The sequence below is a fragment of the Roseobacter sinensis genome (genome assembly GCF_025755255.1).
Lineage (GTDB): Bacteria > Pseudomonadota > Alphaproteobacteria > Rhodobacterales > Rhodobacteraceae > Roseobacter > Roseobacter sinensis.
Genome location: NZ_JALIEB010000003.1, coordinates 1 through 26,763, shown reverse-complemented (window position 1 = coordinate 26,763; position 26,763 = coordinate 1). Strand labels below are relative to the sequence as shown.

At 62.9% G+C, this 26,763-nt stretch carries 27 protein-coding genes; 15 read left to right on the top strand and 12 right to left on the bottom strand.

Features of this window, described 5'->3' with window-relative positions; all coding sequences use genetic code 11:
- The first annotated feature begins 194 nt into the window (after nucleotides 1-194).
- Both MUB52_RS05355 and MUB52_RS05350 read left to right on the top strand, forming a co-directional pair.
- A complete protein-coding gene (locus tag MUB52_RS05355) occupies nucleotides 195-1,742 on the top strand; it encodes a DUF853 domain-containing protein (protein WP_263843179.1) in 1,548 nt (515 codons plus the stop codon).
- Nucleotides 1,743-2,283: 541 nt separating this feature from the next.
- Complete coding sequence (locus tag MUB52_RS05350; protein WP_263843178.1) at nucleotides 2,284-2,487, top strand: hypothetical protein; 204 nt, start codon at nucleotides 2,284-2,286, stop codon at nucleotides 2,485-2,487.
- Between the two features lie 59 nt (nucleotides 2,488-2,546).
- On the opposite strand, the gene MUB52_RS05345 is transcribed toward MUB52_RS05350, so the two are convergent.
- The 6 genes from MUB52_RS05345 to MUB52_RS05320 form a co-directional block, all read right to left on the bottom strand.
- On the bottom strand, nucleotides 2,547-3,866 hold the full coding sequence (locus tag MUB52_RS05345) for a branched-chain amino acid ABC transporter permease (RefSeq protein WP_263843177.1): 1,320 nt from the start codon (nucleotides 3,864-3,866) through the stop codon (nucleotides 2,547-2,549).
- Nucleotides 3,863-4,873, bottom strand: a complete 1,011-nt coding sequence (locus MUB52_RS05340) for a branched-chain amino acid ABC transporter permease (RefSeq protein WP_263843176.1) — start codon at nucleotides 4,871-4,873, stop codon at nucleotides 3,863-3,865. Before MUB52_RS05340 ends, MUB52_RS05345 begins: the two co-directional genes overlap by 4 nt.
- Entirely contained in the window at nucleotides 4,873-5,352 is a 480-nt protein-coding gene (locus MUB52_RS05335; protein ID WP_263843175.1) for a hypothetical protein, read from the bottom strand. Before MUB52_RS05335 ends, MUB52_RS05340 begins: the two co-directional genes overlap by 1 nt.
- A gap of 2 nt (nucleotides 5,353-5,354) precedes the next feature.
- On the bottom strand, nucleotides 5,355-6,179 hold the full coding sequence (locus MUB52_RS05330) for an ABC transporter ATP-binding protein (RefSeq protein WP_263843174.1): 825 nt from the start codon (nucleotides 6,177-6,179) through the stop codon (nucleotides 5,355-5,357).
- A gap of 115 nt (nucleotides 6,180-6,294) precedes the next feature.
- A complete protein-coding gene (locus MUB52_RS05325) occupies nucleotides 6,295-7,077 on the bottom strand; it encodes an ABC transporter ATP-binding protein (RefSeq protein WP_263843173.1) in 783 nt (260 codons plus the stop codon).
- Nucleotides 7,078-7,170: 93 nt separating this feature from the next.
- Nucleotides 7,171-8,361: an ABC transporter substrate-binding protein gene (locus MUB52_RS05320; protein WP_263843172.1), complete on the bottom strand. Its 1,191-nt coding sequence runs from the start codon at nucleotides 8,359-8,361 to the stop codon at nucleotides 7,171-7,173.
- Nucleotides 8,362-8,526: 165 nt separating this feature from the next.
- Between MUB52_RS05320 and MUB52_RS05315 the strand changes: the two genes are divergently transcribed.
- The gene (locus tag MUB52_RS05315) at nucleotides 8,527-9,636 is read left to right on the top strand and encodes a PQQ-dependent sugar dehydrogenase (protein WP_263843171.1); all 1,110 of its coding nucleotides are present in this window, start codon (nucleotides 8,527-8,529) and stop codon (nucleotides 9,634-9,636) included.
- Here the strand turns inward: MUB52_RS05315 and MUB52_RS05310 are convergent, their stop codons facing one another.
- On the bottom strand, nucleotides 9,637-10,641 hold the full coding sequence (locus MUB52_RS05310) for a GlxA family transcriptional regulator (protein ID WP_263843170.1): 1,005 nt from the start codon (nucleotides 10,639-10,641) through the stop codon (nucleotides 9,637-9,639).
- A gap of 191 nt (nucleotides 10,642-10,832) precedes the next feature.
- Here MUB52_RS05310 and MUB52_RS05305 point away from each other — a divergent pair, with 191 nt between their 5' ends.
- Nucleotides 10,833-12,203, top strand: coding sequence for a class II 3-deoxy-7-phosphoheptulonate synthase (locus tag MUB52_RS05305; protein WP_263843169.1), 1,371 nt, complete (start codon nucleotides 10,833-10,835; stop codon nucleotides 12,201-12,203).
- 130 nt (nucleotides 12,204-12,333) lie between these two features.
- Here the strand turns inward: MUB52_RS05305 and MUB52_RS05300 are convergent, their stop codons facing one another.
- Nucleotides 12,334-13,044 (bottom strand): PAS domain-containing protein, encoded by a 711-nt coding sequence (locus MUB52_RS05300; protein WP_404818188.1) that lies wholly within the window; start codon nucleotides 13,042-13,044, stop codon nucleotides 12,334-12,336.
- A 258-nt stretch (nucleotides 13,045-13,302) separates the two neighbouring features.
- Here MUB52_RS05300 and MUB52_RS05295 point away from each other — a divergent pair, with 258 nt between their 5' ends.
- The 11 genes from MUB52_RS05295 to phoB all read left to right on the top strand — a co-directional run bounded on the left by MUB52_RS05295 (nucleotide 13,303) and on the right by phoB (nucleotide 24,032).
- Nucleotides 13,303-14,193, top strand: coding sequence for a YicC/YloC family endoribonuclease (locus MUB52_RS05295; RefSeq protein ID WP_263843167.1), 891 nt, complete (start codon nucleotides 13,303-13,305; stop codon nucleotides 14,191-14,193).
- 3 nt (nucleotides 14,194-14,196) lie between these two features.
- Nucleotides 14,197-14,841 carry a guanylate kinase gene (gene gmk, locus MUB52_RS05290; protein WP_263843166.1) on the top strand — a complete coding sequence of 215 codons (645 nt, stop codon included), beginning with the start codon at nucleotides 14,197-14,199 and terminating at the stop codon, nucleotides 14,839-14,841.
- Nucleotides 14,838-15,365, top strand: coding sequence for a gamma carbonic anhydrase family protein (locus tag MUB52_RS05285; RefSeq protein ID WP_263843165.1), 528 nt, complete (start codon nucleotides 14,838-14,840; stop codon nucleotides 15,363-15,365). The genes gmk and MUB52_RS05285 overlap by 4 nt, the downstream gene beginning before the upstream one ends.
- Nucleotide 15,366: 1 nt before the next feature.
- Complete coding sequence (locus MUB52_RS05280; RefSeq protein WP_263843164.1) at nucleotides 15,367-16,554, top strand: trans-sulfuration enzyme family protein; 1,188 nt, start codon at nucleotides 15,367-15,369, stop codon at nucleotides 16,552-16,554.
- A 9-nt stretch (nucleotides 16,555-16,563) separates the two neighbouring features.
- On the top strand, nucleotides 16,564-17,625 hold the full coding sequence (locus MUB52_RS05275) for a sensor histidine kinase (RefSeq protein WP_263843163.1): 1,062 nt from the start codon (nucleotides 16,564-16,566) through the stop codon (nucleotides 17,623-17,625).
- A 219-nt stretch (nucleotides 17,626-17,844) separates the two neighbouring features.
- Nucleotides 17,845-18,885: a substrate-binding domain-containing protein gene (locus tag MUB52_RS05270; RefSeq protein WP_263843162.1), complete on the top strand. Its 1,041-nt coding sequence runs from the start codon at nucleotides 17,845-17,847 to the stop codon at nucleotides 18,883-18,885.
- Between the two features lie 103 nt (nucleotides 18,886-18,988).
- The gene (gene pstC, locus MUB52_RS05265) at nucleotides 18,989-20,461 is read left to right on the top strand and encodes a phosphate ABC transporter permease subunit PstC (RefSeq protein WP_263843161.1); all 1,473 of its coding nucleotides are present in this window, start codon (nucleotides 18,989-18,991) and stop codon (nucleotides 20,459-20,461) included.
- Nucleotides 20,458-21,813 (top strand): phosphate ABC transporter permease PstA, encoded by a 1,356-nt coding sequence (gene pstA / locus MUB52_RS05260; protein ID WP_263843160.1) that lies wholly within the window; start codon nucleotides 20,458-20,460, stop codon nucleotides 21,811-21,813. The genes pstC and pstA overlap by 4 nt, the downstream gene beginning before the upstream one ends.
- A 14-nt stretch (nucleotides 21,814-21,827) precedes the next feature.
- Complete coding sequence (gene pstB / locus MUB52_RS05255) at nucleotides 21,828-22,625, top strand: phosphate ABC transporter ATP-binding protein PstB (RefSeq protein WP_263843159.1); 798 nt, start codon at nucleotides 21,828-21,830, stop codon at nucleotides 22,623-22,625.
- Between the two features lie 4 nt (nucleotides 22,626-22,629).
- Nucleotides 22,630-23,337, top strand: coding sequence for a phosphate signaling complex protein PhoU (gene phoU, locus MUB52_RS05250; RefSeq protein WP_263843158.1), 708 nt, complete (start codon nucleotides 22,630-22,632; stop codon nucleotides 23,335-23,337).
- A 5-nt stretch (nucleotides 23,338-23,342) separates the two neighbouring features.
- Nucleotides 23,343-24,032 (top strand): phosphate regulon transcriptional regulator PhoB, encoded by a 690-nt coding sequence (gene phoB / locus MUB52_RS05245; RefSeq protein WP_263843157.1) that lies wholly within the window; start codon nucleotides 23,343-23,345, stop codon nucleotides 24,030-24,032.
- 5 nt (nucleotides 24,033-24,037) lie between these two features.
- Here the strand turns inward: phoB and MUB52_RS05240 are convergent, their stop codons facing one another.
- Genes MUB52_RS05240 through pcaC form a run of 4 tightly spaced genes read right to left on the bottom strand, consistent with a single transcriptional unit; the run spans nucleotide 24,038 to nucleotide 26,544 of the window.
- Nucleotides 24,038-24,874 (bottom strand): BKACE family enzyme, encoded by an 837-nt coding sequence (locus MUB52_RS05240; protein ID WP_263843156.1) that lies wholly within the window; start codon nucleotides 24,872-24,874, stop codon nucleotides 24,038-24,040.
- Entirely contained in the window at nucleotides 24,867-25,433 is a 567-nt protein-coding gene (gene pcaG, locus MUB52_RS05235) for a protocatechuate 3,4-dioxygenase subunit alpha (protein WP_263843155.1), read from the bottom strand. The genes MUB52_RS05240 and pcaG overlap by 8 nt, the downstream gene beginning before the upstream one ends.
- Nucleotides 25,434-25,435: 2 nt before the next feature.
- Nucleotides 25,436-26,167, bottom strand: a complete 732-nt coding sequence (gene pcaH, locus MUB52_RS05230) for a protocatechuate 3,4-dioxygenase subunit beta (protein WP_263843154.1) — start codon at nucleotides 26,165-26,167, stop codon at nucleotides 25,436-25,438.
- Nucleotides 26,164-26,544 carry a 4-carboxymuconolactone decarboxylase gene (pcaC, locus tag MUB52_RS05225; RefSeq protein ID WP_263843153.1) on the bottom strand — a complete coding sequence of 127 codons (381 nt, stop codon included), beginning with the start codon at nucleotides 26,542-26,544 and terminating at the stop codon, nucleotides 26,164-26,166. The genes pcaH and pcaC overlap by 4 nt, the downstream gene beginning before the upstream one ends.
- Nucleotides 26,545-26,763: the final 219 nt, after the last annotated feature.

Below are 26,763 nucleotides of genomic sequence, written 5' to 3'. Positions count from 1 at the left end.
ATGAGACCGCTTACATAAATATTTCGTGCATCCGGAAAAAAGGCCGTACCGATAAGCGGCACGGCCAGTCTGACAGGGAGGATGTCCGCGCCGGGAAGGACATGTGTACCGGCTCGGACGAATTGACTATGGCGCGCAAAGGTTAAAAACCTATGCTGACAAAAGACTTTTTTGAAGGCGGGGAGCTCCGGCACATGACATCAGGCATCTTCATCGGCGGCGGCGGGCCGGATTATGGCACGCAGCAGCACCTCTCACTGCGCTACGCCAACCGCCACGGGCTGATCGCGGGCGCCACCGGCACGGGCAAGACCGTCACGCTGCAGATCATGGCCGAGGGGTTCTCGAAGGCCGGCGTGCCGGTGTTCCTCTCCGATGTGAAGGGCGATCTGTCGGGCCTCGCCAAGCCGGGCAGCGAGGCGCACAAGCTGCATGGGCCCTTCACGGACCGCGCGCAGAAGATCGGCTTCGACGACTATGTCTACGAGGCCTTCCCGGTCACCTTCTGGGACCTCTTCGGCGATCAGGGCCACCCGGTGCGCACCACGGTTTCCGAGATGGGGCCTCTGCTGCTCGCCCGCCTGCTGGAGCTCACCGAGGCGCAGGAGGGTATCCTCAACATCGCCTTCCGTCTTGCCGACGAAGACGGGCTGCCGCTGCTGGATCTGAAAGATCTGCAATCGCTGCTGGTCTGGATCGGCGAGAACGCCAAGGAACTCTCGCTGCGCTACGGCAATGTCTCCGCCGCCTCCATCGGCGCGATCCAGCGGCGCTTGCTGGTGCTGGAGAACCAGGGCGGGGCAGGGCTCTTCGGCGAGCCTGCGCTGGCGCTCTCCGACCTCATGCGCGTAGGGACAGACGGCAAGGGCCAGATCAACATCCTCGCCGCCGACAAGCTCATGGGCGCGCCCGGCCTCTACGCCACCTTCCTGCTCTGGCTGCTCTCCGAGCTTTTCGAGGAGCTGCCCGAAGTGGGCGACCCGGAGAAACCCAAGCTGGTCTTCTTCTTCGACGAAGCACACCTGCTCTTCGACGACGCCCCCAAGGCGCTGGTCGACAAGGTCGAGCAGGTGGCGCGGCTCATCCGCTCCAAGGGTGTGGGCGTCTATTTCATCACCCAGAACCCGGCGGATGTGCCCGAAGACATCCTTGGCCAGCTTGGCAACCGCATCCAGCACGCCCTGCGCGCCTTCACCGCGAAGGACCGCAAGGAGCTGCGCCTGGCCGCCGAGACCTACCGCGAGAACCCCGCTTTCGACACCGAAGAGGCGATCCGCGAGGTCGGCGTGGGCGAGGCCGTGACGTCGATGCTGCAGAAAAAGGGCGTGCCGGGCGTGGTCGAACGCACCCTGATCCGACCGCCGTCCTCACAACTGGGGCCGATCACCAAGGCGGAACGGGCCGCGCTCATGGTGGCCTCCGACATGGCCGGGAAGTATGACGATCCCGTGGACCGAAAATCCGCCTTCGAAATCCTCAAGAGCCGAGCGGATCAGGCCGCGCAAGAGGCCGCTAAAGCCGAAGAAGCCGCCGAGGAAGAGGAGTCCCCACTCGCGCGCGAATTCAGCGCCGCGCGCCGCTACACCGGCACCCGCGTCGCCCGCTCTACCTCCCGCGCAAGCAGCCGCCAGTCCCAAAGCCTCGGCGGCGCCGTCGCGAATGCGGTGATCAAAGAGCTCTCCGGCACCACCGGCCGCCGCCTCGTCCGCGGCATTTTGGGCGGGTTGTTCAAGGGGCGGTGAGCCTTGAAGGCGGATGTCGTCTGCTTCGGCTTTGAGCCCGACTCGGTCATGGAGTTTTTATGCTAGCTGCGCAAAGCGAAATGTCTTATGCGCGGGTGCAAAAAATCGTGGTGCAGCGCGGCGGATATCTGGGCGCGCTGCATAAAGCGCGAGAATAATACGGTTCACGCAAACGAATAGGCATTTTTGTGGCAGGCTATATCACCTGGCAGCACATACGGACGTCGCTGTCGTGCGTCACCCAATTCTGTTAAACTTCACAAACAAATAACCCACATAAATCCAACCAACCGAGGCGTAGACTTTGACAGCGCGAACACCAGGGCCGCTGTCTATACCGTTGATGTGATCATTCAGTGCAATAACAACAGTCACTAGCCAAAGCACCAACTGAAGCCAACGGTTGTTTTTATGCTTCACGCTCTCTACTCTATTCAATGCCACAAAGAATTACATCGCTCTGCAGCCCAGTTGTCCAAAGCAATTCAGTGTATTCCACCATATATCACAGAGTATGTCTGTTGCACCCAGAGGATGCAGGATGAAGAAAACTCGAATTCAGCTCTTCAAACAAGGCTTCCTTTTCTTCTTGCTCGGATATGCTTCGCCAGCTCTTATCTCCATTTTTGTGGTTGGATTTCGGTTTGACTACCTTTGGGCTGCCATCATCAACGGCGTTGTTTTATTGTGTTGGCCGGTCTTTGTTCCGATTGCAGTCGAAGAGGCTTTTCGGAAGCAGGAATAAACGAGTTGTCTTTCGTCAAGAGCGGTGGGTGAGTTTTTCCGCAAGATTTAAGAGACAGTTTACCTCTCCGGGATCAACCCTCGCGGGCTGAACCGCAGCACCAGCAGCAGCACCAGCCCCATCGTGAAAAGCCGCATATGCGCCGCGCTCTCGATCAGATGCGCCTTCAGTGGCGAGCCATCGGCCATGCCGGAGGTGATCAGCTCCATCAGCCACAGCCCCATCGGCTCCACCTGCACCCAGAGGAACCAGATCAGGAACCCGCCCAGCACGGCTCCGAAGTTGTTGCCCGAGCCGCCCACGATCACCATGACCCAGACCAAGAAGGTGAACCGCAGCGGCTGATACGTCCCCGGCGTCAGCTGCCCGTCGAGCGTCGTCATCATCGCCCCCGCGATCCCGCAGATCGCCGAGCCCAACACGAAGATCTGTAAATGCCGGGCGGTCACATCCTTGCCCATGGCCTCCGCCGCCACCTCATTGTCGCGAATGGCCCGCATCATCCGCCCCCAGGGGCTGTTGAGCGCCCGCTGCGCCATCCAGAGAAGCACCAGCAGCACGATCAGGAACAGCCCCGCATAGAGCAGCTTCACATAGAGCGTCGAGGCCTCGACAGCGGTGAACCCGAGACCCGCCGCGCGCTCCACAAAGGCCGGGTCGTTCTGCAACTCGATCTCGAAGGGCGTGGGCCGGGGCAGGCCGACCACATTCTTCACCCCCCGCGACAGCCAATCCTCGTTCTTCAGCACCGAGATAATGATCTCCGCAATTCCCAGGGTCGCAATCGCCAGATAGTCCGAGCGCAACCCCAGCGCCGTCTTCCCGATCACCCAGGCCGCCGCGGCGGCAAAGAGCCCGCCCACCGGCCAGGCCAGCGCCACCCAGAGCCCCTGGTTGATCCCGAGCCCGCCGAGATAGCCGGTCAGCGCGGGGTTGATCTCCTCCACCGCCGCCACGCCCGGATCAAAGAGCGCGCGGTAAATGAAGAACCCGGCCACCAGCATCCCCACGACCACCAGCTTGCGCAGCACCCCCGGCGCCATGCGCGACCGCAGCAACACCACGGCGCCGATCACTGCCACCGCAAAGGCAAGCGCCCCGAGGATGGTCCAACCCCCGGCTTCGAAGGCGCCGGGGGTCGCCGGCATCCCCATCAGCACCGCGGCCAGCCCGCCAAGGGCCACGAACCCCATGATCCCGACGTTGAAGAGCCCCGCAAACCCCCACTGCAGGTTCACCCCCAGCGCCATGATCGCCGAGATCAGCCCCATGTTGACGATCACCAGCGCCGTGTTCCAGCCCTGCGTCACCCCCACATAAGCGATCAGTACGGCGACAATCGCAAAGAGCATCATGTTCTTGACCAGAGGCGCGTTCATACCGCTTTCCCCTTGAAAAGCCCCGTCGGCTTGAAGAGCAACACGATGAGCAGAATGAGGAAGCTCACCGCGAACTTGTAGTCGGTGGAGAGCAATTGCAGCAGCCCGCTCGGCGCCATCTCCTCCGGCACGATGTATGTCACCACCTTCTTCCACGCATAGGTCACTGTGACCTCGGAAAAGGCGATGACAAAGCCCCCTGCAATCGCCCCCAGCGGATTGCCCAAGCCGCCCACGATGGCGCTCGCAAAGATCGGCAGCAGCAGCTGGAAATAGGTGAAGGGCTTGAACGACTTGTCGAGCCCGTAGAGCACACCCGCCGTGGTGGCGAGTGCGGCCACGATCAGCCAGGTCACCATGACGACGCGCTCCGGGTTGATGCCTGAGAGCAGCGCCAGATCCTCATTGTCCGAATAGGCCCGCATCGACTTGCCCGTGCGCGTGCGGTTCAAAAACCAGAAGAGCAGGGCGACCACGACCACCGCCGTGACAATGGTGATGCCCTGCGTCGTCTTGAACGCCAGCCCCTCGCGCAACCCGGTCATCTCGCGGAAGGTCCGCGCCGAGACGATGAAGCGCTCACCGTCCAGAAACCGCTGGTCATCCGGCCCGATAATGAAGCGCACAATGCCGTTCAAAATGAAGGTCACCCCCAGCGACACAATTACAAAAATCACCGGCTTGGCCTTCTGCGCCCGGTAAAACCGATAAACGGCCCGGTCGGTGATCAGCACCAGCAGCATACACCCCAGAATCCCGAAGGGCAGGGCGAGCAGGGCGGTCGGCAGCGGCCCCAGGCTCACCCCCTGCGCCTGAAAGAGCCAGGTCATGAGCACTGTCACCATCGCCCCAAAAGCCATGGTGTCCCCATGGGCAAAATTCGAGAACCGCAGAATGCCGTAGATCAGCGTAACCCCCAGCGCCCCCAGCGCCAATTGCGAGCCATAGGCCACAGCCGGGACGATCACGAAGTTCGAGAGGGCGATGAAAGCGTTGAGGAAGTCCATCAGCTCTCTGCCTCACAAGTTCCAAAGTAGCTTATTGTTTGCATGGTTTTTGTATTCTGCAACGTGAGTGACATCTGCCCACCTTGCAGCGAAGCTACGAAAGACGCCCTAAGGTCATCGTTGTAACTTGGAATCCCAAGACCCCAGAAATGATCCACATTACCGCCGCCTTCCAAGCTTAACAGCGTGTTACCCATCCAAAGCAATGCTTCCAAAGCCGCGATTTCAGAGACCGGAAGCTGATCGATTGAGCGACCATCTTCGGGCTGCTTCACGACCAACACGCTATTATCAGAATGCTCAGTACAGGCTGCATCGATGCATTGGTTCTCCACCAAACAAGCAACTTCAAGTCCCCCTGCATCAACGATGCGTGGCGCTAACTCGTCAAAGAAGAATTCCTTTATGGATCCTTGAGCGTAGAGCCCGGTTGAGAAGCCAAGCGACGAAACGAATGCAAGTAGTGAAATCGTCCGCATCCTCACCCCCCCAAAAACGACTTGCGCACTTCGGGATCGGCCAACAGTTCCTTACCTGTCCCCGTATACGCATTCCGCCCCTGCATCAGCACATAGCCCTTGTCCGCGATCTCCAGCGCCTGCCGCGCGTTCTGCTCCACCATCAGGATCGGAATGCCCGTGCGGGCCACCTCGATGATCCGGTCAAACAGCTCATCCATCACGATGGGGCTCACCCCCGCCGTCGGCTCATCCAGCATCAGCACCTTGGGCTGCGTCATCAGCGCGCGGCCCACCGCCACTTGCTGGCGCTGCCCGCCCGAGAGCTCCCCCGCCGGCTGCCGCCGCTTCTCGCGTAGGATGGGGAAGAGGTCATAGATCTGCTCCATGGTGGGGCGGATGTCATCGGTGCGAATGAACGCCCCCATCTCCAGGTTCTCCTCCACGGTCATGGAGGTGAAGATGTTCGAGGTCTGCGGCACGAAGCCCATGCCCTTGGCCACCCGGTCCTGCGGCGACAGCGCGGTAATATCCTCCCCATCCAGCCGCACATGACCGGCGCGCAAGTTCAGCATCCCGAACACGGCCTTCATCCCCGTCGACTTGCCCGCCCCATTGGGCCCAACGATCACGGCAATCTCCCCCCGATCCACCGCGATGGTGCAATCGTGCAGAATGTCCGGCCCGGCACCATAGCCGCCGGTCATCTTCTCGCCGATCAGGAACGGCCCGCCCGCCGCGGCATGGGCACGCCCGCCGGATTTCACGGGCCGCGCCGTCCCCATGCCCGCCGGATTCCCCAGCGATAGATCCTTGTTGCCGCGATCGGAGTAGGGATCCGAACTCATGTCTTCACCCGTCCAAAAATACTCCGGGGGGTGAGGCCCGGTCCGCGCGAGCGGCAACCTGTCCAGCGGACAGGTTGAGGGCCGAACGGGGCGGCGCCCCAAGGATCACCCACACTCATGCGTCCACCTTGTCCTTGTTCTTCAGACCGGTGCCCAGATAGGCCTCGATCACCTGCTCATTCGCCTTGATCTCGTCGAGCGTGCCTTCGGCGAGTACCTTGCCCTCGGCCATGCAGATCACCGGATCGCAGAGACGCCCGATGAAATCCATGTCATGTTCGATGACCACGAAGGTATAGCCGCGGTCCTGGTTCAGCCGGATGATGGCGTCGCCGATGGTGTTCAGCAGGGTCCGGTTCACGCCCGCGCCCACCTCATCGAGAAAGACGATCTTGGCGTCCACCATCATCGTGCGGCCCAACTCCAGGAGCTTTTTCTGCCCGCCCGAGATCTGCCCCGCCTTGTGATCCGCCAGATGCGCGATGGTCAGGAACTCCAAGACCTCATCGGCCTTGGCCTTCAGCGCGCGCTCTTCATCCGCAATCCGCCGGCGCCCGAACCAGGTGTTCCACAGCGTCTCGCCCGACTGATGCCCCGGCACCATCATCAGGTTCTCGCGGCAGGTCATGGAGGAAAACTCATGTGCGATCTGGAAGGTGCGCAGCAGCCCTTTGTGAAAGAGCGTATGCGGCGGCAGGCCCGTGATGTCCTCGCCATCCATCGTCACCCGGCCGGAGGTTGGTTCAAGAACGCCCGCGATCACGTTGAAAAGAGTTGTCTTTCCGGCACCATTCGGGCCGATCAACCCGGTGATCATACCCTTTTCGATTTCCAGGCTGGCGCCATCAACGGCATGGAAGCCGCCGAAATGCTTGTGAAGGTCGTGAACGACGATCATCCGAAGTCCCCATCCGCGCTGGCTGCGCGTGTCTTATCATTGGAACAGCCCAGAGCGCATGGCTCCGGGCTGCTCAAGTCGTGATGCGGCGGCTTACTTGAACCCGATGGTGGTGTTCTCGCCGTCTTTCACCTCGATCAGGCGATAGGTGCCCGCCGACTCCCCTGGGCCGATCAGCTCGACTGCCGACGCGCCCACATAGTCGATGTCGCCGCCCTCGCGCAGGATGTCGAAGGCCTTGCCAAGCTCGCCGGGATAGATCTTCTCACCCGGTGCGTTGGCCACCTCGAGGATCTTCGGACCATAGTCCGCAGGGTCGGTGCTGTCCGCCGCCTGCATCGCCAGCATGAAGAGCGCCGCGGCATCGTAGCTTTCCGGCGTGTAGGGCGAGGTCGCATCGAAGGCGTCCCCCGCCAGCGCGGTCAGCTTGTCGATGCCTTCGCCGCCCGACCCCGCGATCTGGCCGTATGAACCATCGAGCGCCGGTCCCACGTTTGCGGGCAGGCTGTCTCCGATCATGCCGCCGGGCAGGCCGAAGGTGTCGAAGGCACCAGAATCGAGTGCTGCGTTGATGATGCCCAGGCCACCCTGGTCCAGATACCCTGCGACCACGAGGATGTCGCCACCGGCGGAGGCCAGCGCACCCATCTCGGCGGAGTAGTCGGCCTTGCCGTCTTCATGCGCGGCCACGATGGTCACTTCGCCCCCGATCTTCTTGAAATTGCTCTCAATTGCGTCGGCCAGACCCTTGCCGTAATCGTTGTTGGTATAGGTCAGGGCGATGGATTGCACGCCACGCTCCTGCAGCACCTCGGCCATCACTTCACCTTCGCGCGCATCCGACGGTGCGGTGCGGAAGAAGAGGTCATTGTCTTCCACGGTCGACAGGCCCGGAGAGGTCGCAGACGGCGAGATCATCACCATGCCATTCGGAATGGCCACGTTCTGCAGGATCGCACCGGTGACACCCGAGCAATCGCCGCCGATGATGCCGTGCACACCGTCGGCCAGCAGACGCTCACCGTTCGACGTGCTGAGACCGTTGTCGATACAGCCGGTGTCGGCGCGCATCGGCGTGACCGTGGCCGCGTCGAGCAGCTTGCCGCTGTCGGTCGCTTCCTGCATGGCCAGTTCCGCACCAGCGGCCATGGGGCCTGCGAGCGATTCAATGGGCCCGGTAAAGCCGATCAGGATGCCCAGCTTGACTTCTTTTGCATGACCGTCGGCCAGCGCCGAGGTCGCCACAAGTGCTGCGGCCGTCGAGGCCAGAAGCATCTTTTTCATTGGTTTCTCCCATATTGGAACATCACGTTCGGGCGACAGGTTATGCCCGGTCTGCTGAAAAGAAAAGCGCTTTCGCACAGACTCACATTCCGGTCAGGGGGCTTGAGACGGGGCCGCACGACGCTAGCTGACCCGGTATCGCCGACTGTTGAGAAGGACCGTGTCATGATCCGTTTCCGCACCCTCAAAGCCATCTTTTTTCACGTCTCTCTCGCTGCCGCGTTGCCTGGTGCCGCGCTGGCCCAGAGCGGCGTGGCGATCACCCCCGTCGTGCAGGGGCTCGACACGCCCTGGGCCGTTGAGGTGTTGCCGGATGGCGCCTTGCTGGTGACCGAGCGGGACGGCGCGCTGCTGCACATCAAGGACGGGGCGGCGACGCGCGTTGAGGGCGTTCCAGAGGTGCAGGCAGGCGGGCAGGGGGGCTTGCTCGACGTCACGGCAGCGCGCGATTTTGCGCAGACCCGCGAGATCTTCCTGACCTATTCCAAACCGCAGACAGGCGGCGCGGGGACGGCACTGGCCGCGGCGCGTCTCTCGGCGGATGGCGCGCGCCTTGATGATCTGCGTATCCTCTTTGAATCTGCGCCCGGCAGCTCGGGCGGGCGGCACTTCGGCAGCCGTGTGGTCGAGGCCTCCGACGGCACCCTCTTCGTCACGATCGGCGATCGGGGCGACCGCCCGTCGGCACAGGATCGGAGCAACCACAACGGCACCATCGTGCGGATCAACCGCGACGGATCGGTGCCAGCGGACAATCCCTTTGTGGGGCAGCAGGGGGTTCTGCCGGAAATCTGGTCCTTCGGGCACCGCAATCCGCAGGGCGCAGGGTTCGATGCGTCCGGTCAGCTCTGGACCTCCGAGCATGGCGCGCGCGGCGGCGATGAGCTCAACCGCGTCAAGAAAGGCGCCAACTTCGGCTGGCCGGTTATCTCCTACGGTCGGCATTACTCGGGCGGGGCGATCGGTGAGGGCACGTCGAAAGCCGGCATGGAGCAACCGGCATACTACTGGGACCCGTCGATGGCGCCCTCGGGCCTGCTGGTCTATCAGGGCGAGATGTTCCCGGATTGGCAAGGTGATGTCTTCGTGGGCTCGCTCAAGTTCGACTATATCGCGCGGCTGGAAGTGTCGGGCGACGGTGCCCGCGAAGCCGAACAGATCGAGACGGGCGAGACCAGCCGCGTGCGCGACATCATCGAGGCGCCCGATGGCAGCATCCTGTTCGTCTCTGTGGGCGACGGCGCGATCTACCGCATGGCGCGCCCGGGCGCCTGATCAGATCGACAGCCGCGTCGCGTGACTGCCGCGTTCGCGATACGGCGTGGTGTCGTAATGCGCGCGGTAGCATTTGGAGAAATGCGACGGTGAGGCAAAGCCGCAGGCGAGGGCGACGTTGATCACGCTCATGTCGGTCTGCATCAGCAGGTTGCGCGCCTTTTGCAGCCGCAGCTCCATGTAATAGCGCTTGGGCGAGCGGTTGAGATAGCGGCGGAAGAGTCGCTCCAGTTGACGTGTGCTCATGCCCACGTCCTTGGCGAGGATCGAGGGGCTGATCGGCTCTTCGATATTGCTCTCCATCATCTGGATGACCTTGCTCAGCTTGGGGTGCCGCACCCCGATGCGCGTCGGCACCGACAGGCGCTGCGTGTCCTGATCGGTCCGGATCGAAGCATAGATCAGCTGATCGGCCACCATATTGGCCAGCTCCTCGCCTTGATGATCGGCAACGAGCTTGAGCATCAGGTCGATGGACGAGGTCCCGCCCGCCGTGGTGATGCGGTTGCCGTCGACCACAAAGACCGATTTGGTCAGATCGACCTCGGGAAACTCTTCCGAGAAACTGTCCTGGTTTTCCCAATGGATCGTGGCGCGCTTGCCGTCGAGCAGCCCCGCTTTCGCAAGTGTATGCGCGGCGGTGCAAAGCCCGCCCATCAGCACCCCCTTGCGCGCCTCGCGCCGCAGCCATCCGAGCACCCGCTTGGTGGTGGCGGCCTGTACGTCGATGCCGCCGCAGACCATGACCGTATCATCGCGGGTCAGCTCCTCGAGATCGCCGTCGAGCTTGAAACCGCTGCCGGCGGAGCAATAGATCATCTCGCCGCCTTCGCCGACGATGTGCCAGTCATAGAGCTTGCGCCCCGCCATGCGGTTGGCGATCCGCAGGCTTTCCACCGCCGCGGCAAAACAGAGCAAGGTGAAATTCTCAAGCAGGACGAAGACAAAGCGCCGGGGCTTCTCGGCAGGCGGGTCGGTCCGTGTGGCGGAGTGCTGTTGGGACATGGCCGTCTCTTGATCTTATCTCTTCCCGGGGGCAGGGCTATCGGCGCCTGTCTCCATCTCAGATGGTCATGAGCGATCCGCGACGTCAAGAGGTCGAATTTGTGATATGGTCACCGCGATAAGCCTTTTGTATAGAGAGCGCTGTGATGTGAGCGCTCGCAGAGGGGCGAGCCCAACCCGGAGTTGAAACGATGAGTGAATGGACCAAATCGAGCTGGCGCGCCAAACCGCGGATCCAGATGCCGGAGTATCCGGATCAGGCTGCATTGGAAGCTGTCGAGGCCCAGCTTGCGCGGTTTCCGCTTCTGGTTTTCGCCGGCGAGGCGCGGCGCCTGAAGAAGCATCTGGCTGCCGCAGGGCGCGGCGAGGCGTTCCTGTTGCAGGGCGGCGATTGTGCAGAGAGCTTCGACCAGTTCAGCTCAGATGCGATCCGCGACACCTTCAAGGTGATGCTGCAGATGGCGATCGTGCTGACCCATGGCGCCAAGGTGCCGGTGATCAAGGTCGGCCGCATGGCGGGGCAATTCGCCAAGCCGCGCTCGGCCCCGACCGAAACCGTGAACGGTGTGGAGTTGCCGAGCTATCGCGGCGACATCATCAACGAGCTCGACTTCACCGCCGAGGCCCGGATCCCCGATCCGGAGAAGATGCTGCGCGCCTACACGCAGGCCGCAGCCACGCTGAACCTGATCCGCGCGTTTTCGACGGGCGGCTATGCCGATGTGCATCAGGTGCACGCCTGGACATTGGGCTTCACCGAGAGCGAGAAGGTCGAGCGGTACCGCGAGATCGCCAACCGCATTTCCGACACGCTGGACTTCATGACGGCTGCCGGTGTGAACGGTGACACAGCGCACACGCTGAAATCGGTGGAGTTCTACACCAGCCATGAATCCCTGCTGCTGGAGTATGAAGAGGCGCTGACCCGCGTCGACAGCACCACCGGCAAATGGCTCGCAGGCTCCGGCCACATGATCTGGATCGGCGACCGGACGCGGCAGCCCGATGGCGCGCATGTGGAGTTCGCCCGCGGCGTGCAGAACCCGATCGGCCTGAAAGCCGGCCCGACAATGACCTCGGACGACCTGAAAGAGCTGATGGCCAAGCTGAACCCGGAGAACGAGGAAGGCCGGCTGACGCTGATTGCCCGCTTCGGCGCCGGAGCCGTGGGGGAGCATCTGCCGCGGCTGATCAAGACCGTCCGCGAGGAAGGCGCCAATGTCACCTGGGTCTGCGATGCGATGCACGGCAACACCATCAAGTCGTCCAGCGGCTACAAGACGCGGCCCTTCGATGCGGTGCTGCGCGAGGTGCGCGAATTCTTCGCCGTGCATGCCGCCGAGGGCACCGTGCCGGGGGGTGTGCATTTCGAGATGACCGGGCAAGACGTGACCGAGTGCACCGGAGGTGTCCGCGCCGTCAGCGACGAAGACCTGTCAGATCGCTACCATACCGCCTGCGACCCGCGCCTGAACGCCAGCCAGTCGCTTGAACTCGCCTTCCTGGTCGCGGATGAATTGTCGAACCGCCGCGACGCGCATCGCAGCCAGGCCGCCGGCTAAACGCTGCGCGCTTCCGTGCAGTCCCGCCCGAGGCAACGGGCCGCGCTGATCAGAGACCGCTCAAACTGAAACCACCCGCACGTTCTGTGCGGGTGGTCCCGAGATGAAAGGTCTTCGTACTGAAAAGAAATCAGTCGTCGGATTTCACCAGACGCAAATAGGGTGCATCGCGGCGCGGGGTCACCGTGCGGAACGGCGCCTGCGTCTCACGGAACGCCGGTTCGGACTGCTTCGCCGGTGCCTGCGGCGCAGGCGGTGGTGTCTCCCGGCGCTTGACCGGGGGCAGCGCTGCATCCGCAACAATCGGACGCAGGGCGGAACGCGTGATCTCGAAGCGCCGCGGGCTGCGGCCCATGTCGCCGACCGAGACCAACGCCCCGAGAATACGGCTCACATCTCCCAGATCGCTCTTCAGCGGCATCAGAAGCATGCGCGCATCCAGCGGCGGCAGGTTGCCGCTCTGTTCGGAGTGCAGCTCGATCGAGCAAATTGCCGGTGTCTCGAAGACTTCCTCAAGAATGTCACTGAGCTGGCGGCGCGAAGAGGGTGCAATGAAGGAGGTCAGCGGCATGCCGCGCACCTCCATGCCCATCAGGTCGCTCAGGTGGCTGCCTGCGATCCGCAACCGCGCGATACCAGGCGCGATTCTCTCGACGATGAAGGAATACTCCAGCGCCTGTTCGATCCCGCGCGGATCGATCTCGGAGCGGTTCGGCATCAACCGGTTGCCGCGCAAGGCTTCCCAATAAGCCTCGAGTTGCGCCAGCGGTGCAAAACCGGTCTTTGAAACATGCTGCGTCATACGAAATACATTGTGCGTGTTTTGGCCGCCGTTGTCCATCGCCCACCCCTTTTCAAAATGCGGTGCTCGCGTTCTTCACTTATCAACATCGCAGCACCGCCTTTACACTGTACCACGGCGCCGAACTGGTTACCGGAAAATTAATATCATCAATTTTCTACAAATGCCCCGATATCTTTATAATTGGTTAACCCTTGCAGCAGTGGGCGGAGACCGGCGAGAGTGCGCTCAGGGGTTGCCCCGCCGCTCCAAATCGCCATAAGGCTGGCACATCGGACCGCCGAAAGGGCCCTCACCATGATCCGCTCCATGACCGGTTTTGCCTCTGCCAGCGGCAGCCTCCCCCCCCATGCCTGGGACTGGGAGTTGCGCGCAGTGAACGGCAAGGGGCTCGATCTGCGCCTGCGCTTGCCCGACTGGATCGACGGGCTGGAAGCCGGGCTGCGCAAGCTGCTGAGCGCCGAGGTCAAGCGCGGAAACCTGACGCTGTCGCTGCGCCTGGCCCGTGACGAGCAGTCGGGCGCCATGCGGGTCAACGAGGCACAGCTTGCATCGGTTCTCGAGGCGATGGCCGTGATCGAAGGGCGGGCCGATGCCGCCGGCGTGCGCCTCGCGCCCGCAAGTGCCGCCGACATCGTGACGCTGCGCGGGGTGCTGGAGCAAGCCGCCACCGAGGATGACGCCGGCCCGCTGGCCGCAGCGCTCATGACCGAAGCCGAAGCGCTGCTGGCGGATTTCAACGAGATGCGCGTGGGCGAAGGCGCCGCGCTGCGCAAGCTGCTTCTGGCGCAGCTCGACGAGATCGCGGCGCTGACCGCCGAGGCGGCAAGGCTCGCCGATGCCCGCGGCGCAACCCTGGCAGAGACGCTCAAGCGCAACCTCGCCAAGGTGATGGAGAACACCGACGCCGCAGATCCCGACCGCGTCGCGCAAGAGCTCGCGCTGATCGCCGTGAAGTCCGATGTCACGGAAGAAATCGACCGCCTCGCCGCCCATGTGGAGGCCGCACGCGATCTGATCGCCGAGGGCGGTCCGGTGGGGCGCAAGCTCGATTTCCTGATGCAGGAGTTCAACCGCGAGGCCAACACGCTCTGCGCCAAGGCGCAGAACACCGAGCTGACGCGCTGCGGGCTGGCCCTCAAGACGGTGATCGACCAGATGCGCGAGCAGGTTCAGAATGTGGAGTGAGTCATGACACCGACGCGCCGTGGTCTTCTGATCATCCTCAGCTCGCCCTCGGGCGCGGGCAAGTCCACGCTCGCCCGGCGGCTGCGCGCCTGGGATCCGGAGATCGAGTTTTCCATCTCGGCGACAACGCGGGCGCCGCGCCCGGGCGAGGTCGATGGGCGTGAGTACCATTTCGTCAATGAGGCCAGCTTCAAGGCGCAGGTGGCGGCAGGCGGCATGCTGGAGCATGCCCATGTCTTCGGCAATTTCTACGGCTCGCCCAAGGCGCCCGTTCAGGCGGCGATCGACGAGGGGCGCGACGTGCTCTTCGACATCGACTGGCAGGGCGCACAGCAGATCACCAATTCGGCCCTCGGCGCGCATACGCTGTCCATCTTCCTGCTGCCGCCTTCGATCCGCGAGCTGCGCCAGCGGCTGGAGAAACGCGGCCAGGATGACGCCGCGACAATCGCCCGGCGCATGTCCAAAAGCTGGGACGAGATCAGCCATTGGGGCGCCTATGACTTCGTGATCGTCAACGACGATCTGGACCAGACCGAAGCGCAACTGAAAACGATCCTGTCGGCGACACGCCTCCGGCGCAGCCAGCAGCCGCAGCTGACCGAGCACGTGCGCCGCCTGCAATCGGAATTCGAGGAGGTGTCATGACACTTTATGCATTGGGAAACCGCCAGCCGCAGATTCATTCGAACACCTGGGTCGCGCCCGACGCCAATCTGATCGGACAGGTTGTGCTGGAGGAGGGCGCCTCGGTCTGGTTCGGCACGACGATCCGGGCCGATCACGAGGAGATCCGGGTGGGCCGTGGCTCCAACGTGCAGGAGAACTGCGTCTTTCACATCGACGCGGGCTACCCGCTCAGCATCGGAGAGAATTGCACAATCGGGCACAAGGTCATGCTGCACGGCTGCACCATTGGCGACAATTCCCTGATCGGGATGGGGGCGACAGTGCTGAACGGGGCAAAGATCGGTTCCAACTGCCTGATCGGAGCCGGGGCCCTGATCACCGAGAACAAGGAGATCCCCGATGGCAGCCTGGTGATGGGTGTGCCGGGCAAGGTCGTGCGCGAACTCGATGCCGAGGCGATCCACGGCCTCACGCTCAGTGCCTTGCACTACCAGGAGAACATGCGCCGCTTCCGGACCGACATGCAGCCGATCGAGGGGTGAGATGAAAAACGACGCCGGCTCTCTGATGCGCCCCGACGCTCTGCCCGAGAGCGCCAGCCGCCCGGTGGTGACACCGCTGAGCCCCTCGGTGGTCTACGCCTCCGACACGCCCGACATGCTGGACCGGCAATATGACGGCGATCTGCACGGCTATACCTACGCGCGGGAGGGGCATCCGAACGCGGACGTGGTGGCCAAGCGCATCGACCGCCTGGAGAACGCGCCGCATATGGGCGTCGTGACAGCCTCGGGTATGGGCGCGGTCTCGGCGGTGCTGCTGGGCCTGACGCAGGCGGGCGATCATGTGATCGGCGGCAACCAGCTTTACGGCCGGTCGCTGCGCATGATGACAGAGGATCTGCCGCGGCTAGGCATTGCCACGACGCTGGTCGATCCCGGCGATGTGGCGGCCATGCGCGCAGCGCTCAGGCCCGAGACGCGGCTGATCTTCATCGAGGTGGTCTCGAACCCGACGCTGCGGGTCGCGGAACTGGAGGGGCTCGCAGCCCTCTGCAAGGAGCGGGGCGTGCTGCTGGTGGTGGACAACACCTTCACCACGCCGCGCGCGATCCGGCCCTTCGACTGGGGCGCGGATATCGTGATCCATTCGCTGACCAAGCTGCTTGCCGGGCATTCCGATGTGATGCTGGGCTATGTGGCCGCGCGGGATAGGGTGCTGAACGATAGGCTGCGGGTCTTTGCCGTGACGGCCGGGCTGAACCCAAGCCCCTTTGATTGCTGGCTGGCCGAGCGTGGCCTTCTGTCCTTCGATCTGCGCTATGATCGCGCGCAATCCTCCGCCGCGCAGCTGGCCGACACACTGGCGGCGCTGCCCGGCGTGACGCGCGTCATCTATCCGGGACGCGCCGATCACCCGGATCACGCCCGCGCGCAGCATCTTCTGGATGGTCAGTTCTGCAACATGGTGAGCTTCGAGTTGGCGGGGGACCGGGCGACTGCCAACGCCTTCACGAAGGCGGCGGATGGGCTGAGCTTCGCGCCGACACTGGGCGACGTTGGCACCACGCTCTCGCATCCTGCCTCCTCCTCCCATCGCGCGCTGACGCCGGAGCGACGGGCCGCGCTGGGCATGTCCGAGGGGTTTTTCCGCGTCTCCGTCGGGCTGGAGGATCCCGAGGCACTGTGCCGGATCTTCCGCGATGCCGTAGCTGCGGCCACAGGCACCTAGACCGGGCAGATGAGCAAGGCGCTCTCCGATATGCTGGATGCGGTGCCGCTGCCTGCGCTGCTGATCGACGGAAGCGAACGCATTGTCGGGGCCAACGAGGATGCCCGCGCTTTGATCGGGCGGGGGATCGAAGGGCGCAACTTCGTCACCATGCTGCGGCAGCCGGCCCTGATCGACGCGGTCGAGGCGGTCTTGCGCGACAGCCGCCCGCGCGTGGCCCCCTATCTCGCGAATGACGGCGTGCAGGAGACGACATTCCGGGTCACCGCCCGCGTGATCTCGGACCAGCGCGTCATCCTTTTGTGCTTTCTCGATGTGACCGATGTCGAGCAGGCCGGACAGATGCGGCGGGACTTTGTCGCCAATGTCAGCCACGAGCTGCGCACCCCGCTGACGGCGCTGATGGGCTTTATCGAAACACTGCGTGGTCCTGCGCGGGGCGATGCCGAGGCCCGCGACCGCTTTCTCGACATCATGGAGGGCGAAGCAGGGCGCATGAACCGGCTGGTGGGCGACCTTCTGTCGCTGAGCCGCGTGGAAGGTGACGAGCGCGTCCGGCCGCGCGATCAGGTCAATCTGACCGCGCTTCTGGCCTCCGTGCTGCGCACGCTCAAGCCACTGGCAGCCGATGCCGGCGTGGTCTTCGAAGAGGATTTCGGCGCGGGGGACGTGATGCTGACAGGCGATGCCGACCAGCTGATGCAGGTCTTCACGAACCTCATTGAAAACGCGATCAAATATGGTGCGTCAGGCGGGCGCGTGACGGTGCGGCTGGACCGGTCGGAGCGTGACCCGGCCTTGCGGGCGCCGGGTGTCCGGGTGCATGTGATCGACTATGGCGCGGGGATCGACACGATCCATCTGCCGCGTCTGACCGAGCGGTTTTACAGGGCCGACAGTCACCGCAGCCGGGCTCTGGGCGGCACTGGGCTTGGCCTGGCGATTGTCAAACACATCATCAATCGACACCGCGGTCACCTGAAGATCGACAGCGAGCTGGGACATGGGGCGCAATTCACCGTTGTGCTGCCCTTGCAGATCGCCGCTGTCGGCAGTGAGTCGCAGAGCTAGCGGACCGGCCTTTGCAGGTTGCTCGAACTCAATTTTGGCGAGCAATCTGAAAAACGAATTAAAATCAAGGCGTTACAGAGGTCTCCCTCATCTGCCAATCGCTGTCATAAAACCGTTACCAAACTGTCACAAAAGCATTGTGTGAGGCCCGTATCCCACGAGCTCAAGGTCGCCGGGAAGGTGACCAGATTCGAAAAACGAACAATGACAGGAGATATCATGTCGTTTGCAAAACTCACCACCTCCGCGCTGGCGCTGGCGGCCATGTCTGCCACAACCGCTGCTGCGCGTGACCAGGTGCAAGTCGCCGGGTCCTCCACGGTGCTGCCCTACGCGTCCATTGTCGCGGAAGCGTTTGGCGAGAATTTCGAGTTCCCGACGCCGGTCATTGAATCGGGCGGGTCGTCTGCAGGTCTGAAGCGCTTCTGCCAGGGCGTCGGCACCGAACATACGGATATCGCGAACTCTTCACGCGCGATCCGTGAGAAAGAGATCGCGGCCTGCGCTGAAAACGGTGTGACCGATATCATCGAGGTTCGCATTGGTTACGATGGCATCGTCTTCGCCAGCCAGCTCGATGGACCTGAGTACACGGCCTTCACCCCGTCGGACATTTTCAATGCGCTGGCACCCAAGGTGATGGTGGATGGCGAACTGGTCGACAATCCCTACGCGCAGTGGTCCGACTTCAACCCTGACCTGCCGGCCGAAGACATCCTGGCCTTCATCCCGGGCACCAAGCACGGCACACGCGAAGTCTTCGAAGAGAAGGTGATCGCGGCAGGCTGTGAAGCGACCGGCGCCATGGAAGCGATGATCGCGGGCGGTATGTCCGAGGATGACGCGGAAGACGCGTGCCTCGAAGTGCGCACCGATGGCCGCTCGGTCGACATCGACGGCGACTACACCGAGACTCTGGCTTCCATCGACGCCAACGCCAACGCCATCGGCGTCTTCGGTCTGGCGTTCTACGAGAACAACACCGACACGCTGAAAGTGGCGACCATGTCGGGTATCGAACCCACCACCGAGACCATCGCTGCCGGTGAGTATCCCGTGTCGCGTCCGCTCTTCTTCTACGTGAAGAAAGCGCATATCGGCGTGATCCCGGGCCTGAAGGAATTCGCAGAGTTCTTCGTCTCCGATGAGATCGCAGGCCCTGACGGTCCTCTGGCTGCCTACGGTCTGGTGTCCGACCCGGAGCTGGCCAGCACGCAAGAGATCGTCTCTGGCGAGAAGGTCATGGGCGGCGGCAGCTGATCCAGACCCGACAACAGCATTGAAATAGATATGAGCGGCGGCCCACGCCGCTCATCCCGTTGCGTGCCATGACCACCCGTCACGCAGGACACTTGGGGGACATATGCCACTACTCTGGCTTACCGCAATCGTGATCGCGCTGTCACTCATCGGCTATGCCTTGGGCCGCCACCGCGCGCTGGCGAGTACCGGTGGCGACAACCGGGGCCTGCACTCTTTGCCCGTCTACTACGGGATGAATGCGCTGATGAAGTCGATTGTCCCGGCTCTGGGTCTGATGGTGATCTGGCAGTTAGCGCAGCCGCTGGTGATACAGAACCGGATCGCCGATATGATCCCGGCCTCGGAGATCGCAGATGATGCCAATCTGAGCCTTGTGATGGCCGAGGTGCGCCGCACCGCCGAGGGTCTCGACAACGCGGTTGCGAGAGGTTTTCTCGACGAAGATACGGCCAGCAACGGACGGGCGGACTTCACCGACATGACCGCACGCTTGAAAGACGCAGGGCAGGTTGTCACCAATCAGATCACCCAACCGGTCCTGCGCGCGGCGCAGGCCTACCGACAGATGAGCGCCACCTCCAATGCGGTCATGACCGCCGCAGTTCTCGCGGTTGCATTGCTTGGGGCGGGCTGGGGCGTGATGCAAAGCAGACGCGACTTCCGGGCCCGCAACGTGGTGGAGCAGGGGGTGCTTGTCATCCTGATCGCCGCGGCCTCGGTGGCGATCCTGACAACCATTGGGATTGTCCTATCGCTGATTTTCAACACCATCGAATTCTTCCGACTGTACCCAGCGGCCGAGTTCTTCACGCTGCTGGAGTGGGCGCCGAGCTTCTCGGGACGGGGCGGGGCCTCCAGCTTAGGTATTCTGCCGCTGCTCTGGGGTACCATTTACATCTCGATCGTGGCCCTGATTGTGGCGGTGCCGATTGGCCTGTTCTCGGCGATTTACCTCTCGGAGTACGCCTCGCAAAGGATGCGCGGCATCGCCAAGCCGATGCTGGAAATCCTCGCCGGCATTCCGACAATCGTCTACGGTCTCTTCGCCCTGCTGACCATCGGGCCGTTGCTGGTCAGCGTGTTCGGCCAAAACGGTGTGGGCTGGATGGGCGGCGGGCGCTCGGTGATGACCGCGGGCATCGCGATGGGGATCATGCTGATCCCCTTCGTCAGCTCGCTGTCGGACGATATCATCAACGCCGTGCCGCAATCGCTGCGCGACGGCTCCTACGGCCTGGGTGCCACACGGTCGGAAACGATCAAGCAGGTGGTGCTGCCAGCCGCCCTTCCGGGCATCGTCGGTGCGATCCTGCTGGCCGCCAGCCGTGCCATTGGCGAGACCATGATCGTGGTCTTGGGTGCAGGGGCCGCGGCACGGCTGTCGCTGAACCCCTTTGAGGCCATGACCACCGTGACCGCGAAGATCGTCTCGCAGCTGACCGGTGACAGCGACTTTGCCTCGCCCGAAGCCCTCGTCGCCTTTGCGCTGGGGATCACGCTGTTCGTCCTCACCCTCGGGCTGAACGTCTTCGCGCTTTACATCGTGCGCAAGTACAGGGAGCAGTACGAATGACCGAAGCCAGCATGCCGACCACGCCGCACGCAGCGCCCCGCGGCTCTCTGACAACCGTCGATGCGCGCACAAAAAAGCGCAAGGCCGCCGAGGCCCGATTCCGCATGTACGGCATTGCGGGAATTGCCACCGGCATCTTCTTCCTGCTCGTTCTCCTGGCCTCGATCGTGGGCAGCGGAACAGGCGCGTTTCAACAGACCTTCATCAACGTGCCGGTCTATCTCGATCCGGAAAAGCTCGACAAGAACGGCGAGCGCAATCCGTCGGACATCGCGAAGGTGTCGACCTTCGGTTACACACCGCTCATTCAGGACGCGTTGCTGCAGCAGGTTCAGGACAACGGGATCGAGACGCCGCTGGAGGACCGCGGCGACATGAAGGCGATGATCTCGGCCTCTGCTGCCGCCCAGGTGCGCGATACGGTTCTGGCCAATCCCGACCTGATCGGCGAGACGGTCGAGTTCCGCATTCTCGCCTCCAGCCGGGTCGACGGCTACCTGAAGGACCGTGTGAAGCGCGAGGATGTGGCGCGTGACAAGAACATAGACGCCGAGCACCTCGATCTGGTGGATGCGCTGGTCCCCCTGGGCATCGTGCAGAAGACCTTCAACATGGATTTCATCACCGGCGCAGACGCCTCGGAAAGCCGTGCCGAAGCGGCGGGGATGGGCGTGTCGATGATCGGGTCCTTCTTCATGATGCTGGTCGTGCTGGTACTGGCCCTGCCGATTGGCGTGGCGGCCTCGATCTATCTTGAAGAGTTCGCACCGAAGAACCGGCTGACGGACCTGATCGAGGTGAACATCGCCAATCTTGCGGCCGTGCCCTCCATCGTCTTCGGGATCCTCGGCCTTGCGGTCTTCATCCAGTTCATGCATCTGCCGCAATCCGCACCGCTGGTCGGCGGCATGGTGCTGACGCTGATGACCCTGCCGACGATCATCATCTCGACCCGCGCCTCGCTGAAGGCCGTGCCGCCTTCGATCCGGGATGCTGCACTGGGGGTTGGGGCGTCCAAGATGCAGTCGGTGTTCCACCACGTTCTGCCGCTGGCCGCGCCCGGCATTCTGACCGGGACGATCATCGGACTGGCCCAGGCGCTCGGGGAAACCGCGCCGCTGCTGCTGATCGGGATGGTGGGGTTCATCGCGTCGAACGCACCGGACAGCATTGCCAGCGGTCTGCTCGACCCCAACTCGGCCATGCCCGCGCAGATCTACGAATGGGCCAAGCGCGCCGACCCCGCCTATTATGAACGCGCCTGGGGTGGTATCATCATCCTGCTCTTGTTCCTGATCACCATGAACACCATAGCCGTCATCCTGCGCCGCAGGTTCGAGCGGCGCTGGTAAGGGGAGGCAGCCCAATGAACGACATGAGAATACTGGAGAGAGACGTGGACGCTGACGCCATCAAAATCGCCGCACGGGGCGTTCAGGTCTATTATGGCGACATCCATGCCATCAAGGATGTGGACGTCGACATCCAGGACAAGACCGTCACCGCCTTCATCGGCCCCTCGGGCTGCGGCAAATCCACCTTCCTGCGGTGCCTGAACCGGATGAACGACACCATCGATATCTGCCGCGTCGAGGGCGACATCCACATCGACGGCGAGGATATCTACGACAAGCGGGTGGACCCGGTGCAGCTGCGCGCGAAGGTGGGCATGGTTTTCCAGAAACCGAACCCGTTCCCCAAGTCAATCTATGACAATGTGGCCTATGGGCCCAAGATCCACGGTCTGGCCAAGAACAAGGTCGAGCTCGACGATATCGTAGAACGCGCGCTGCGCCGCGGCGCGATCTGGGACGAGGTCAAGGACCGTCTGCAAGAGCCCGGGACGGGCCTCTCGGGCGGACAGCAGCAGCGCCTGTGCATTGCGCGCGCGGTTGCGACCGAACCCGAGGTGCTGCTCATGGACGAGCCGTGCTCGGCGCTTGACCCGATTGCCACGGCGCAAGTGGAAGAGCTGATCGACGAGCTGCGGCAGAACTACTCGGTGGTGATCGTGACACACTCGATGCAGCAGGCCGCCCGCGTCAGCCAGAAGACCGCCTTCTTCCACCTCGGCAACCTCGTCGAATATGGTGAAACAGGCACCATCTTCACCAACCCCGAAGACCCGCGCACCGAGAGCTACATCACCGGTCGGATTGGATAAAAAAATGCAAGACCAACATATTGCTTCAGCCTTCGACCGCGATCTGGAGGCCATTCAGGCCCAGATCATGAAGATGGGCGGCCTTGTCGAGGCCGCGATCCGCGAAGGCGCGCAGTCTCTGGACACGCGCGATGAAGACCTTGCCGAGCAGGTGCGCAAGGGCGACCGGGCCATCGACGATCTCGAAGAGATGATCAACGAGGAAGCCGCGCGCGTGATCGCCCTGCGCGCGCCCACCGCGCGCGATCTGCGCTTGATCCTGAGCGTCATCAAGATCAGCGCCAACCTGGAACGCATCGGCGATTATGCCAAGAACATGGCCAAGCGCACCGGCGTGCTGTCGCAGATGGCGCCCGTGGATGACAGCACCGGCGCGCTGCGGCGGATGTCACGCGAGGTCGAACGGATGCTGAAGGACGCGCTCGACGCCTATATCCAGCGCGATGCGGAATGGGCGCTGGAAGTCATCAACCGCGACCGCGAGGTCGACCAGATGTACAATGCGCTTTTCCGCGAATTCCTGACCTTCATGATGGAAGACCCGCGCAACATCACCGCCTGCATGCACTTGCATTTCATCGCCAAGAACGTCGAACGCATGGGCGATCACGTGACCTCGATCGCCGAGCAGGTGGTCTATCTGGTGACCGGCGAGCACCCTGAAGATGCGCGCCCGAAAGCTGACAAAACATCCGTGGTAGCAGAAGGATAAGTCCCATGTCCGCCGATCAACCCCGTGTTCTGGTCGTCGAGGATGAGCCTGCACAACGCGAGGTTCTGGCCTACAATCTCGAGGCCGAAGGCTTCGCTGTCAGCAGCGCCGAAAATGGCGAGGAGGCGCTGATGCTTGTCGACGAGACGGCGCCGGATGTCATCGTGCTCGACTGGATGATGCCGAACCTCTCAGGGATCGAAGTCTGCCGAAGGCTCAAGATCAAGTCCGAGACGCGATCGATCCCGATCATCATGCTGTCGGCGCGCTCCGAAGAAGTCGACCGCGTGCGCGGGCTCGAGACCGGCGCGGACGACTATGTGATCAAGCCCTATTCGGTGATCGAGCTGATGGCGCGGGTGCGCAGCCAGCTGCGCCGTGTCCGTCCTGCGGCGGCGGGCGAGCGCCTGGAATACGAAGACATCGTGCTCGATTCCGTGAGCCACCGCGTGAACCGTGGGGAGGCCGAGTTGAAACTGGGCCCGACCGAGTTTCGGCTGCTGTCGACCTTCATGGAAAAGCCGGGGCGCGTCTTCTCGCGCGAGCAGCTGCTCGACCGGGTCTGGGGGCGCGACATCTATGTCGATACCCGCACGGTCGACGTGCATATCGGGCGGCTGCGCAAGGCGCTGACACAACACGGCGGCTCGGACCCGCTGCGCACGGTGCGCGGCGCGGGCTACGCGCTGGGGTAGGGGCCTCAGGCTGCGGCTGGCCGCAGCCCCAGCATTTCGCGCGCCTGGCTCGGCGTGGCGACGGGGCGTTCGTATTTCTCGCAAAGCTCCACCGCGCGCCGGATCAGCGCGGCGTTCGATGGCGCCAGCGTCTCCCGGTCGAGCCGCACGTTGTCTTCGAGACCTGCGCGGGTATGCCCGCCGGCAGCAATCGCCCACTCGTTGACCTCGATCTGCGTCGGGCCGATTCCGGCCGCACACCAGAGCGCGCCAGGCGCACGCGTCTTCATCGTCTCGACGTAGAAATCAAACACCCGGCGGTCGGCCGGCATCGCGTTCTTCACACCCATCACGAATTGCACGTAGAGCCTGCCAAAGAGCGCTCCCGCCTCATGCAGCCGGATGGCGTGCAGGATATGCGACAAATCGAAGGCCTCGATCTCGGGTGTCACCTCATAGGTCTGCATCTCGCTGGCGAGCCAGGCGACAAGATCGGGCGGGTTCTCGTAGACCCGCGTGGGAAAGTTGTTGGACCCCACCGAGAGCGACGCCATGTCGGGGCGCAGCGGCAGCATCCCCCCGCGCTCCCGCCCGGCACCGGAGCGCCCGCCCGTCGAGAACTGGATGATCATGCCGGGGCAGTGCGTCTCGAGGCCTTCCTTCAGGCGCGCAAACTTCTCCGGGTCGGAGGAGGGCGTCTCGTCGGGGTTTCGCACGTGGGCATGACAGATGGCGGCCCCGGCCTCGAAGGCCTCATGCGTGCTTTCAAGCTGCTCGGCAACCGAAATGGGTACAGCCGGGTTCGCTGCCTTGGTCGGAACACTTCCCGTAATGGCGACACAAATGATGCAGGGGTCAGACATCAAAAAACACTGTTTCTTCAGATCCTTGCAGATGTATATTGAACTGGTACATAAAGTCTGCCGTTTTCTGTGCAATCAGTGTGTTGCGGCGGGGTGCAGGCACAAAACCTGCGAGCACCGGGTCGCTCGCCTGCAGCGTTTCGTCCTCAGGAAAATACATGCGCGTATGCAGTGCCATATTGATGCCCCGCGCGGCGATCCAGAAGGTGATATGCGGCGCCATCGCTTCGACCGCACCCGGCTTGATCGTCTCGAACCGCCACACACCGCTCTGCGCATCGGCGGCCGCACGGCCCCAGCCCGTAAACCCTGAGCCGTCGGCGCCATAGCGGCCCCGAGCGTCGGCTTGCCAGATCTCCACCAGCGCGTCAGTCAACGGTGCGCCGGCGCCGTCCCGGATGATGCCTTCAATAGTGATCTTCTGGCCTTCGGTACTCTCACCCCGCATACGGGCGCCGAGATCTTCGGGATAGACGTCATGCAGCCCGATCGCATTTGGCATGCAGCCGATGTGCACGTAAGGACCAACCGTCTGCGATGCTGTCTCATGCAGCTTCATCCTCACAGACCCTCCGGCCGGTTCTCAAATGGGCTCGCGTGTCGTCCGCGCAGCAGAAGGTCGAAGCGATAAGCGCGCGCATCGAAGGGCACCGTTGCCGCCATGTCGAGCGGCGCGATCAAGCGCTCGATCGCGGCGCGATCCGGGATGGTGGCCACAATCGGGCAACGCCAGATCAGCGGGTCGCCCTCGAAGTACATCTGAGTCACAAGTCGCTGCGCAAAGCTTTGACCAAAAACAGAAAAATGGATGTGGGCGGGGCGCCAGTCGTTCGCGCCATTGGGCCAGGGGTAGGGGCCTGGAAGCACCGTATGGAAGCGATACCCGCCCTCGTCGTCCGTGATCGCTCGGCCGCAGCCGCCGAAATTCGGGTCGAGTGGCGCAAGGTAGCCATCGTTCTTGTGGCGATATCGCCCGCCTGCGTTGGCTTGCCAGATCTCCAGCAAAGCGCCCGGAACGCCGCGGCCCATCTCGTCCTTTACTTGGCCGTGCACGATGATCCGTGGCCCGATGGCCATTTCTCCCGGTGCCGCGTGGTTCAGGGTCAGGTCATCGTCGAGCGGGCCCAGGATCTCCCGTGTGAACACCGGTCCGCTGTCCTCGCTGGGCGTGCTCGGCATGGAGAGTTTCGGCAGTTTGGGTGAGCGCAAGCGGCTGCTTTTGTAGTCAGGCGTGAACGCGGGCGGTTGATGGCGCCAGTCCCGCGGGATCATACCGCCCTTGAGGTCGGTCATGCCTGTTGCGCCATCTCGTCGAACGTGGCCCGGGCCAGTTTCAATGCGTGGTTGGCCCGCGGCACGCCCGCGTAGATCGCCACGTGCTGAAAGGTTTCGACCACATCCTGCTGGCTCGCACCGGTATTCGCCGTGGCCCGGATGTGCATTGGTATCTCGTCAAAATTCCCGGTCGCAGCCAGCAGCGCAAGCGTCAGCATCGAGCGCTCGCGCAAGCTGATCCCATCCGACGCCCAAACCGTGCCCCAGGCAGCTTCGATGATAAGGTCCTGAAATGGGCCGTCCAGATCGGTCCGACGCGCCTCGGCCAGATCGACATGCTGATCGCCGAGAACCGTCCTGCGCATCTGCTTGCCGGTCTCATACCGATCTGCCATTCCAATCCTCCCACCGTATTTGATCCTCTGGTTTCAGCATAGGTGATTTGTCGCGCGGGATGGAAGGACCAAGATGAACCGGCGTTTCCTCAAGTATATTAAATATACATAATACTGATTATAAAGATCCTTAGCCAGAGCAGGTGGATTCACATCCGAAGTGCAAATTCTGTATCAAAACAGAACGTTGCACGGAGGCTTATGAATGGGACGCTGTTA